This is a genomic window from Acinetobacter sp. CAU_H_29a_1, from assembly GCF_058599505.1.
The window spans coordinates 315,035-326,524 of the sequence record NZ_CM178655.1; the positions used below are offsets into that span (position 1 = coordinate 315,035).

Sequence of the window (11,490 nt, forward strand, 5' to 3'; positions counted from 1 at the left end):
AGCCCGCAGATGCGGGCTTTTATTATTGGACTTGATCAATCAAATGATCGAGCGCATCCGATTTAGGTTTTGGTTGTTCTTTGGGTGCTTGCATGGTGGGTGGGGTGCTGTTCTTTGGAACCAGCGTTTCCTCTTCACCCGGCAAATCATCAAAGTCATGCTCAGGAGCACGTGGAACTACCACCGGTGCAGGGCGATACAACGGCTGCGCCAAAGGTGGGGTTGGGCCTAAGTTACTCTGAGGTGTTTCTTTCTGATGGCGTTGAATCGGTGCTTTGGCTTTGGCATCGAGTTGAACCCACGCCGAAGGCGTGCCTTGTAAGGCTTTGCCCATGAAGTCCGTCCAAATTGGAAGCGCAGCCACACCGCCGTATTCGCGGCGTCCTAAAGTTGTTGGTTGGTCGAAACCAACCCACGCTACAGTGACCAATTTGCCATTAAAGCCGGCAAACCAAGCATCTTTTGCATCATTGGTGGTTCCTGTTTTACCGCCCAAGTCATCTCGTCCAATACGCAGCGCAGCACGGCCTGTACCATGTTGAATCACGTCTTTTAAAATATTCGCCATATCATAAGCAGAGCTAGATTTTAAAATACGTTGCGCTTGACGATAGTCACTGTTGATCTCAACAGGATTTGCCGATTTTTCAGCAGGGTTCAGCTCTTGGTTGGTGACTTCAATTACTTCATCATCAGGCGTGATGGTGTCAGCAGACTGAGGCTTTGATTCTTGTTGAGAGATACAACTGATACATGCATATTCAGGGTTGTTCTGATAAATGATCTTGCCATAGGCATCTTCAATACGATTAATGAAGTGCGGTTGAATACGATAACCGCCATTGGCAAAGGCTGAGTATCCAGTAGCCATTTGAATTGGTAAAACCTGAGGTGTTCCGAGTGCAATCGTGTAGTTGCGTGGAATCTGTTCATCAGTTAAGCCGAAGTCCATGAACAATTGGCGTGTACGTTCAATGCCCACGGTTTGCAGGAGTCGAACTGACACGGTGTTACGCGATAAATAGAGTGCACGACGCAGGGGAATCATGCCTAAATAGCGGCCATCGGCATTGCGTGGTGACCATTTCCCAATCGTGATTGGGCTGTCATTGACCATGCTATACGGTGTCATACCGCGCTCTAAAGCGAGTGCATAGACAAAGGGTTTAATAATTGAACCTGGTTGGCGCCAGCCTTGGGTGGTTCGGTTAAATTTAGATTGATAAAAATTATAACCACCAACCAGTGCTTCTACAGCGCCATTGTTTGGGTTAAGTGCAATCAGTTGGCCCTGAACTCTAGGCAGTTGCACCAAAGCCCATGAGGTTTTGTTGTCATTGGGGCGCAGACGTACGATGTCTTTCACTTTAACAATTTGAGATGCTCTTGATGGTGTACCGCCTACGGCATTCGCGTTGCGATAAGGACGTGTCCAAGACATGCCAGACCATGGCACGGTTACTGTTGAGCCATCTTGCATTAAGGCATCAAAACTATTTTGATTCACACGGGTGACTTCGGCAGGGAAGGTATTGGCAAAAGCACTAAAGCTACTTAAGGGTTTGTCATGGGCTTCCGCACCACGCCAACCATGACGACGGTCATAGGCTTCTAAACCATCTTGTACCGCTTGTTCGGCATAGGCTTGGCGTTCGCTGTTGATGGTGGTGTAAACCTTATAACCAGAGTCAATCGCGTGCTCGCCGAACTTTTCAATCAGTTCGCTACGGACCATTTCACCGATGTAGGGAAATCGGTTGCTTACCCCGCGGTCAGGCATATCGAGGTTAATTGGTTCTGCAATGCCTTTTTCATATTGGCTTTGGTTAATGTAGCCTAGCTGGAGCATACGACCCAAAATCCAGTTACGACGTTCTAAAGCACGTTCGGGGTTGACCACTGGATTGTATTTAGACGGCGCTTTAGGCAGACCTGCAATCATTGCCATTTGCGCAATGCTGAGTTCATCTAAGCTTTTGTTGTAGTAGATTTTAGCTGCCGCTGCGATACCGTAGGCATTTTTACCTAAGAAAATCTTATTGACATAGAGGGTTAAGATTTCCTCTTTCGTCAAATTTTGTTCAATTTTTCGGGCTAGAAAAACCTCAGTCAATTTACGTTTTAATGTACGCTCGGGACTGAGATAATAGTTTTTTGCCACTTGCATGGTGATGGTCGAGCCACCCGTTTGGACATTTGAGCCAGTAATACTTTCACTGACTGCACGTCCTAAACCTTTAAAACTGATACCACTATGCTCAAAAAAAGAAGAATCTTCCGCCGCTAAGAAGGCATGAATAAAACTTCGTGGGATCTGATCGTAATCTACGGGTACAGATAGCTTGCCACCGTATTCCGAAATGAGTTGGTTATCCGCACTATAAACTTGTAAAGGTTTTAGTAATGGCGCCTTTTTTAGAGTTGTCATTTGCGGCAAAGATGGGGCAATATAGAGATACATGCCATAAAAACCCATTGGAATTGAGACCAACATTATAATAATGATCAAAAAAAATGGATGAACACGGCCCGAACAAGATAGCTTTTTCATAACAAGTAAGTTTTAATAAGAGCTAATGGCAAACTAATTAGCGGTCAGTATATCCTGTACACATACGGAATGTTAGATGAGTTATTGTATCCGTATAAAATTATAGACGCGGACTAATTAGTGGGTTACTTTTTTTGGGGGATAAAAAAATAATAGGAATGATACTGTGCTCAGGTTATATCGTAAGCCAAGTAAGGGGTTAATAGGAGTAGATATTAGTTCGACTTCTGTTAAGGTATTGGAACTTTCTGTTAAAAACAATCGGTATTGGGTGGAGAGCTATGCACTAGTCCCATTACCAGAAGGAAGTGTGGTCGAAAAAAATATATTGAATCCAGAAGCAGTTGGTGATGCCCTTGAGCGTGCGGTAAATTTGGCCAATGTTCAATCGACAGACGTAGCGCTGGCAGTTCCGACTTCCATGGTGATTACTAAAATCATTGAAATGGATGCCGATATGAACGATGACGAACGTGAAATTCAGATTCGTGATGATGCTGAGCAATATATTCCATTCCCATTAGATGAGGCGAGTTTGGACTTTGAAGTCCTTCCAGACCGTTTACCAATCCAAATCGTGTCAATGTACTCCTCGTTGCAACCCGCATTGAAAATGTAGAGGCACGTGCCGAAGCATTGGAGTTGGGCGGTTTAACGCCTAAGATTGCCGATGTTGAAAGTTTCGCCATTGAAAATGCATTCAAAGTCTTTTCAGATACGCTTCCAATGGGCGTAAATACCGTTGGGATTTTAGACATTGGTCATACCATGACCACCTTGTCCGTTATGAGAAATAATAAAGTCATTTATACGCGTGAGCAGGTGTTCGGGGGGGAAACAACTGACCCAGGAAATTCAAAACCGTTATGGTTTATCTTTTGCGGAAGCAGGGCGTGCCAAAAAAAGCCGTACTTTGCCTGATGATTATGATATTGAAGTCCTTGAGCCATTTCTTGAAGCTTTAGTGGAGCAAGCTGCACGCTCTATGCAGTTCTTCTTTGCGTCCTCTCAATTTAATGAGATCGACCATATTTTATTGGCAGGGGGGAATGCTAATATTCCAGGACTGGCGAAGTTATTACAACAAAAATTAGGTTATCGGGTCACCATTGCCAACCCATTTTTACAGATGGGCTTTTCTCCACAAATCGACATTAAAAAAATTGAAAATGATGCTTCATCACTCATGGTGGCATGTGGATTGGCATTGAGGAGTTTTGATTAATGGCAAAAATAAACCTACTCCCTTGGCGTGATGCGTTAAGAGAGAAACGAAAAAAAGAATTTATTGCCTATTGTGTTGGGGCTGCATTAGTTGGGGTTTTAGCTGTTGCTTTGGCGTGGTTTTTTTACAGTCAAAAACTTGAAGATCAAGAACAAGCCAATCAGTTGGTGGTGAGTACCAATCAAAACTTAGATGTCCAATTAAAGTCATTGGAAGGTTTGCAAGAACAGCGAAATGCGATTGTTGAACGGATGAAGTTGATCCAAGGCTTGCAAGGTCAACGTCCTGTGGCTGTGCGTTTGGTCGATGAAATGGTACGTGTTACACCGAGTAATATGTACATTACTAAGTTTGTGCGTACAGGTGATAAATTTACCATTGAAGGTAAAGCGGAAAGCCCGAATACAGTTGCGGAATTCTTACGTAATCTCGAAGCATCTGCGTGGTATCGCAATGCCTTTATGAATTCATTCTTGGTTGCTGAAGAGAAAAAAGATAAAGCACCAAGTTCTATCGTGCCACGTGTTGAAGAAACCTATGGCACCTTTGTGGTCACGGCAGATTTAGATGAGATTGCACAGCCAGTAGCGCCTGATGCGACTACACCTGAAGCCGCAAGCACAGTTAATAATTCAACAGCGGGGGCAGCACAATGAGTCGCGATGAATTTGAAGAATTAACATCAGAAAACCATGCTGTAGCCAAGAAAAAAATGACGGTTGATAAATTTTTTCAACAGTTTAATACCTTAGATCCAAACAATTACGGTAGTTGGCCCTTTTCAGTCAAATTGACTTGTTGGATCTTTATCATTTTAGTGATTGGGGCATTGGGTTATTTTGTCGTGATTAAGCCGAAGCTTGATGCGATTTCAAATGCACATGCACAAGAACAAAATTTACTGAATGAGTTTCGTGAAAAAGATTCAAAATTACGTAATTTGCAGCAATATCAAGTGCAATTGCAAGAAATGGAAGCCAATTTTAATCAGCAGTTAGAACAGCTGCCGAAAGAAACTGAAATTCCTGGCTTGGTTGAAGATATCAACGTGAGCGGCGTAAATTCTGGATTAAAGTTTAAAAATATTCGTTTAGAACCAGAAATTCGCCAAGAGTTCTTTATCGAACAGCCGATTTCCATTGAAGCGACGGGTGATTATCATTCTTTTGGTTCATTTGTCAGTGGAATTGCAGCTTTACCGCGTATTGTTACCTTGCATGACTTCGATATCTCAGCATCAAGTAACAATGATAAAAAGACGGATATTCCGCAAATTTCATATAGTGTAAAAGCGAAAACCTACCGTTATGTCGGGGCAACGGCTATAACGGATGTTGATGTAAAAGATACAAAAAATGATAAGAAAGCCGATGCGGGAGGTGCCAAGTAATGAAACATCAAAACCTCTTACTTAGTCTCTGCGTAGGACTATTCCTTGTCGGTTGTGATTCACGTATTGATGCGGTCAATATGCAAATGGCTGAAATTCGCAATCAGCCACCATTGCCGATTGAGCCAGCGCCAGATTTCCCACCTGTACCGACCTTTAACTATGCTGCGCACCAATTAAAGAGCCCGTTTATGCCAAGCTCTTTAGCGGCTGAACTGAAGATTATGGCTGGAAAGCGTGTCTATCTAAACCTATCGCGCCAATTACAACCCTTGGAAAGTTATGCGATTGAATCGCTTAACATGAAAGGAAGCATGCGCGGACAAAATGGACAAATTTTGGCGTTGATTCAAACACCGGATGGTGAAATTGAACGCGTGCAGCGTGGTAGTTATTTGGGGATGAATCATGGTCGTGTGATTAATATCACCGCTACACAAATTGATTTGATTGAAATTATTCTGGATGGGCGTGAGGGCTATGTCGAGCGCCCGAGAAGCCTAGTATTAATTGGGCCGGCGCCTTAAAAAAGGAAAAGGAATAAAAATGAAAAATAGTGCTAAAGATTTTATATTTGGGGATGGCAATACGATGAACCATATGTTCCGTCAGTTTTCAATGGGTGCAATTGCAATGGCGGTGATGCAGGCTGCAAGTGCGCAAGTCAGTATTACGAATATTGTGCCGATGCAAATTCCGGGACAGGGAACAGAAATTCGTGTCATGTTCAACGGTTTGCCACCACAGCCGCAAGCCTATCAGTTGGAACAGCCATCACGTTTGGTTTTGGATTTTGATAAAGCGCAGCAGAGCTTAAAACAAGGCAGTATTGCGGTGGCAACGGCTGAAGCAAGTACAGTAGATGTAACTTCAGCTGCGCAGCGTTCACGTTTAACTGTAAATTTGGCTGATGCTGGTGCATTTACTACACGTGTTGAAGGTAATACTTTTATTCTGAAAATTAACTCAGCGAACCCAGCGCTAGCAACACCTGTTGCTGCAGCGCGTTCAGAGCAAGGTATTTCAAATATTGGATTCCAACGTGGTTCAGACGGCGAAGGCCAAGTTGTCATTGATTTAAAAGGTAGCAATACCCCTGTCGATGTGAAACAACAAGGCAGTAAAATTGTGGTGCGCGTTTTGGGGAATAAAATTCCTGCCCACTTATCGCGCCGTCTCAATGTGAATGATTTCGCAACGCCTGTATCGACCACTGATGCACAAAATGATGGCAGTAACGGCCTGATCACGATCCAATCGAATGGCAGTTTTGAATATATGGCTTATCAGGCAGAAGATAAGCTCACCATTAGTTTAAAGCGTCCTGAAGATAAAAATCCAATGAAGCCTAGGTGTTTAGTCCCGGCATTTGATGGATCGGATCAATTTTAAAAAGTTCAGGTTCATCTGTCCACTGTTTGCAGATGAATTCGTAGGGAGTCAGGCCCCTGAGTGTTTTGAGTCTGCGGCCGAAGTTGTATGCAGCAATAAAATCAGCAAGGTGAATGCATAGCTGAGTGTGATCGTCGTAATGGAACCGTTTGACAGTAGCTTCTTTAATCGTTCGGTTCATCCTCTCGACCTGTCCATTGGTCCATGGATGCTTAACCTTGGTAAGACGATGTTCAATGCCACATTCAGTACAAACCCGATCAAAGATGTGCTCAGAGGCGTAGCGATCACAGGTGCGGTTCGTGAACTGGATGCCGTTATCTGTTAGCACCGTATGGATTCTATAGGGCACAGCCTTAACCAGATTGCGCATGAACTCCGCGGCTGCCATCTTACTGGCTTTAGTATGCAATTCAGTGAACGCAAACTTGGAAGTGCGATCAATGGCAACGAAGAGATAAAGCTTACCCTGTGCTGTTTGCATCTCAGCGATGTCGATATGAAAGTAACCAATGGGGTAGCTCTTGAAGCGCTTCCTGACAGGGCGATCACCTTGTACCTCAGGCAGTCGTGAAATACCATGCCGCTGTAAGCAGCGGTGTAACGACGAGCGTGTCAGATAAGGAATACTCGGCTGCAATGCATAAAAGCAATCGTCTAGCGGCAACAAAGTGCGTTTTCGAAAAGCAACAATTGCCGCCTCATCTTCAGGCGATAACACGCTTGAGCGAGGATTCTTTGGGCCGGTTGTAAGATCATCTACTGAAGTACGTTTCTTCCATTTTGCGACGGTCTTTTGATTGATGCCGTAACGCTTGGCTAGCGTTCTTAAGCTCTCTTGACTATTTTGTATTGCTCGACGCACTGCCTGTGTCGTTGTGGCGCTGCTGTGTAGAACTTGTCCCATAGTGCTTCCTTCCATTTATCTGAGAATATTGCACCATTAAAATCTGGGACTAAACACCTAAAGCACCAAGTGCTTATACGGGCAAAAAGATTTCTTTAGATTTCCAAGATATTGAAGTACGCCGTGTATTACAGCTCTTAGCTGATTTTACAGGCATTAACATGGTGGCCTCGGATACGGTACAAGGTAATATTACCTTGCGCCTTAAAGATGTACCTTGGGATCAGGCACTTGATATCATAATGAAAACCAAGAATTTGGATAAGCGACGCAATGGTAATGTGATTTGGATTGCACCTGTAGCTGAGCTGATTAAATCTGAGGAAGAAGAGGCGAAAGCCATCGCGCAAAGTATTAAGCTTTCACCTATTCAAACCGATTATATTCAATTGAGTTATGCTAAATCGGCGGATGTACTGAAGTTATTGGAGGACTCTCGTGATAGTAAAGGAGGTGAGTCGAACCGAACAGCGGGTTCAGACTCCTTAGCTTTGGAAAGTTTATTGAGTGCTCGTGGTAGTGCGGTTTCTGATTCGCGTACCAATACTTTAATTATTAATGATAGGCAGCAAAATATTGACAAGATTCGTCGCATGATTGACTTGCTGGATGTCGCAGTTAAACAGGTGATGGTCGAAGCCCGTATTGTAACGGCGTCAACAGATTTTTCTCGCGAATTGGGGATTAAGTGGAGCGCGAAGAAGCTGGGCAATAGCCCAGTATGGGGCGGAGATTTCCAGCCAAGTTTTGATTTGGGGGTGGATTTAGCAACAAACACGGCTGGTACGTTTAACTTTGGTTTACTGAAGATCTCAGATTATATGTTAAACCTTGAGTTAAGCGCACTTCAAGCGGATGGTCATGGTGAAGTGTTATCAGCACCTAAAGTACTGACTGGTGATAAACAGAAAGCCTATATCTTGCGTGGTACAGAGATTCCTTATCAAACATGGAGTGCGACGGAAGGCTTAAAAACCGAATTCCGTGCGGCTAACTTAAAGTTAGAGGTGACTCCAAGTATCACCCCTGATGGTAAAGTTCAAATGGCGCTAAAAATTGAAAAAGATACAGTTGGTACACTAACATCAGCAGGGTATTTAATTAATACAAATGAACTTGAAACTAATGTTTTGGTTGATGATGGTGAAACAGTCGTACTTGGCGGTATTTTTGATGACATTAAGCAAAATCAATATGAGAAAGTTCCATTTTTTGGGGATTTGCCTGTAGTGGGTGCTTTATTTAAAAATAACACCAGATCTAGTGCGCAAACTGAGTTATTGATTTTTGTGACACCACGAATTGTTAATGACAGTGTTTCAAGAAATCATTAATATATTTTTAATTTGAACAAATCTAAAAGGTGACTCCTTGCCAAGCAAAGAGTTTGAAACCCTACCAAATATTTATTTGGTAGGGCCTATGGGGGCTGGAAAAACAACGGTAGGACGACATTTAGCTGAACTGTTAGGACGAGAGTTTCTTGATAGCGATCATGAGATTGAGCGTAAAACAGGGGCAACGATTCCATGGATCTTTGAAAAAGAGGGCGAGCTTGGATTTCGTAGTCGTGAAACGGTTGTAATCGATGAGTTAACCTCTCGACCCAACTTGGTCTTGGCCACAGGTGGTGGGGCGGTGACTCAGGCTCCAAATCGCGCATTTCTCAAACAACGTGGTATTGTTGTTTATCTTTATACTCCTGTAGAGATTCAACTACAGCGAACCTATCGTGATAAAAATCGTCCACTGCTTCAAGTGGAGAATCCTGAACAAAAGTTAACTGACTTGCTCAGCGTTCGAGATCCTTTATATCGTGAAGTTGCCCATTATATTATTGAGACCAATCAAGGGGCTGCACGTGATCTTGCGCAGCGTATCTTAAACTTGATTCTTTTAAAGTAGTTTTGATTCAGTTTTGAAGTGATTTGATCCATGCAAACCTTATATGTTGAACTTGGCGAACGCCGTTACCCGATCTTTATTGGTAGTGATTTAGATCCAAACGCTTTACTTGAGCCGTATATTCATGGTCGCCAAGTGATGATTGTGAGTAATGAAACGGTCGCGCCTTTGTATTTAGCGCGTTACGTGGCAGCAATTGAAGCGTTGGGAAAAACAGTTGCAACCTGTATTTTGCCTGATGGAGAAAAATATAAGAATATTGAGCACCTCAACCTGATTTTTGATGCATTGCTAGCGTCAGGCTTCAACCGTGATTGTACAGTTTTAGCTTTAGGTGGTGGTGTGATTGGAGATATGGCGGGCTTTGCTTCAGCATGCTTCCAGCGTGGGGTCTATTTTATTCAGGTGCCAACGACACTTCTTTCACAGGTTGATTCGAGTGTTGGTGGTAAAACAGGGATTAATCATCCGCTGGGTAAAAACATGATCGGGGCATTTCAACAACCGCAAGTGGTCTTGGCGGATATGTCTCAACTTAAAACGCTGCCAGCACGTGAGTTATCCGCAGGTTTGGCAGAAGTGATTAAGTACGCACTCTTGGGGGATACAGACTTTCTCACTTGGTTGGAACAACATATAGATGATTTGGTGCAGGGTGATGAAGCTGCACTGGCTGAAGCTGTGTATCGTTCTTGTGCCCATAAAGCGCGTATTGTTGCCAATGATGAAAAAGAGCAAGGTGAGCGTGCCTTATTGAATCTTGGGCATACCTTTGGACATGCGATTGAATCTTATCTAGGCTATGGTGAATGGCTCCATGGTGAAGCTGTGGCAACAGGTATGGTGATGGCAGCAGATTTATCGCAGCGTATGGGATGGATCAGTGCAGAAGATTTGGCGCGTACAAAAAATATCATTCAACGCGCGAATTTACCGATAGTATGTCCGCAGATTCCCCTCGATGACTTTTTGGCGTATATGGCTCATGATAAAAAAGTCTTGAACGGGCAACTGCGTTTGGTTTTGATGCAAGCGGTAGGACAGGCCATCATTACCAAAACATTTGATGTAGAATTGATGAAACAGGCGATTTTAGCCAACCAAGAGCAGGCATAACTTTATTATGGCAACAACCCTTCGAACCCAGTGGCAGACAAAGCAAAATTATATTTGGCTTGCATTCGGAGGGGTATGCTTGTTTGGCGCCTTAGTCTTTTGGGCCATTACAGATCAAGAGACTGTGGTTGAAGTTGAAAAAAAAGCTGAATCTGAAGTTGAGTTACAAATTCAGCCAGAAAAAGTCGCAACAACCGCACATTTAGGTTCATTCCTCGATGAAGTAAAACCTTTGGATATGACGACACGTGTTGTAGCAATCGCGCAGCATGAAGCTGAATTCCGTGGGACCAAATTTATTCAGGAAAATAAAAAGAACAGTGCAGTTGAGTTGTTTAGAGTTTCAGAAGAGGCGATTATTAAGCGCTTTTTGCAAAGACAATCTGATCGTCAAGCGTTTAGTTACTTAAGACTGACGGGTGAAAACCAAATTGAGCAATATGTGCTGATCTATGGTGTGTATAAAAATGCCAATGAGGCGCAAAAGGCATTGGCGGATTTAAAACTGACGTTGCCGAAGTCGGTGCAACCCAAAGTTGAAAAAATTGAAAGCTATGCTGAATATGTCAATGATCTCGGTTCTGATGAACTTGGACTTAGCAATAAGCTCTATGCCGTGCAGTTGAAACCAGCCGCTGTGCCTGTGATTGATGAAGCTACGCTTGCTGCGCGTCAACAAGCGGCACGTGCAGCAGTTGAACAAAATAAACAATCGACCACATCGACAACGGTTACTCGTCGTGATGCGGATGGAAATGTGGTTGATGTGCAAAAGTCACAAACGACCGTAGAGAATGCGCCACAAAATAAAACAAATGAACCTGAAGTGACCGACCCATTTAATTAAAATTGGATCATTATGGCGCATCAAAAAATGTAAATTCCATATGTGCACAGATATGGTGCAATAAATGGATTATCCTCGAACTAGTTTTTTACGTAAAAAACACAAACCTAATAAAACTAAAGCGCTTAACACACAAAATAAATAATTGGCATAAAAC

General features: G+C 43.2%; 8 protein-coding genes and 3 pseudogenes. 9 read left to right on the forward strand and 2 right to left on the reverse strand.

Annotation, left to right across the window (positions count from 1 at the left end):
* Positions 1-22: 22 nt before the first annotated feature.
* Positions 23-2,551, reverse strand: coding sequence for a penicillin-binding protein PBP1a (ponA, locus tag AC4MDD_RS01495; RefSeq protein WP_491882218.1), 2,529 nt, complete (start codon positions 2,549-2,551; stop codon positions 23-25).
* A 166-nt stretch (positions 2,552-2,717) separates the two neighbouring features.
* Between ponA and AC4MDD_RS01500 the strand changes: the two are divergent.
* The 5 genes and pseudogenes from AC4MDD_RS01500 to AC4MDD_RS01520 form a co-directional block, all read left to right on the forward strand.
* Positions 2,718-3,776: pseudogene (locus AC4MDD_RS01500) on the forward strand (pilus assembly protein PilM).
* Positions 3,776-4,432 carry a PilN domain-containing protein gene (locus AC4MDD_RS01505; protein ID WP_005401354.1) on the forward strand — a complete coding sequence of 219 codons (657 nt, stop codon included), beginning with the start codon at positions 3,776-3,778 and terminating at the stop codon, positions 4,430-4,432. Before AC4MDD_RS01500 ends, AC4MDD_RS01505 begins: the two are co-directional and overlap by 1 nt.
* The gene (locus AC4MDD_RS01510; RefSeq protein ID WP_491882219.1) at positions 4,429-5,166 is read left to right on the forward strand and encodes a type IV pilus inner membrane component PilO; all 738 of its coding nucleotides are present in this window, start codon (positions 4,429-4,431) and stop codon (positions 5,164-5,166) included. Before AC4MDD_RS01505 ends, AC4MDD_RS01510 begins: the two co-directional genes overlap by 4 nt.
* A complete protein-coding gene (locus tag AC4MDD_RS01515) occupies positions 5,166-5,693 on the forward strand; it encodes a pilus assembly protein PilP (protein ID WP_005401352.1) in 528 nt (175 codons plus the stop codon). The genes AC4MDD_RS01510 and AC4MDD_RS01515 overlap by 1 nt, the downstream gene beginning before the upstream one ends.
* Positions 5,694-5,757: 64 nt before the next feature.
* Positions 5,758-6,504 (forward strand): annotated as a pseudogene (locus AC4MDD_RS01520) (AMIN domain-containing protein); the annotation flags it as partial.
* A gap of 10 nt (positions 6,505-6,514) precedes the next feature.
* Here AC4MDD_RS01520 and AC4MDD_RS01525 read toward each other — a convergent pair.
* The gene (locus tag AC4MDD_RS01525) at positions 6,515-7,465 is read right to left on the reverse strand and encodes an IS481 family transposase (RefSeq protein WP_490738195.1); all 951 of its coding nucleotides are present in this window, start codon (positions 7,463-7,465) and stop codon (positions 6,515-6,517) included.
* A 56-nt stretch (positions 7,466-7,521) separates the two neighbouring features.
* On the opposite strand from AC4MDD_RS01525, the pseudogene AC4MDD_RS01530 reads away from it, so the two are divergent.
* From AC4MDD_RS01530 to AC4MDD_RS01545, 4 genes and pseudogenes are all read left to right on the forward strand, one after another.
* Positions 7,522-8,799 (forward strand): annotated as a pseudogene (locus AC4MDD_RS01530) (type IV pilus secretin PilQ); the annotation flags it as partial.
* An 88-nt stretch (positions 8,800-8,887) separates the two neighbouring features.
* Positions 8,888-9,370, forward strand: coding sequence for a shikimate kinase (locus AC4MDD_RS01535; protein ID WP_265937476.1), 483 nt, complete (start codon positions 8,888-8,890; stop codon positions 9,368-9,370).
* Between the two features lie 30 nt (positions 9,371-9,400).
* On the forward strand, positions 9,401-10,486 hold the full coding sequence (gene aroB, locus AC4MDD_RS01540) for a 3-dehydroquinate synthase (protein WP_005401349.1): 1,086 nt from the start codon (positions 9,401-9,403) through the stop codon (positions 10,484-10,486).
* A gap of 7 nt (positions 10,487-10,493) precedes the next feature.
* Positions 10,494-11,333: a hypothetical protein gene (locus tag AC4MDD_RS01545; RefSeq protein ID WP_005401348.1), complete on the forward strand. Its 840-nt coding sequence runs from the start codon at positions 10,494-10,496 to the stop codon at positions 11,331-11,333.
* Positions 11,334-11,490: the final 157 nt, after the last annotated feature.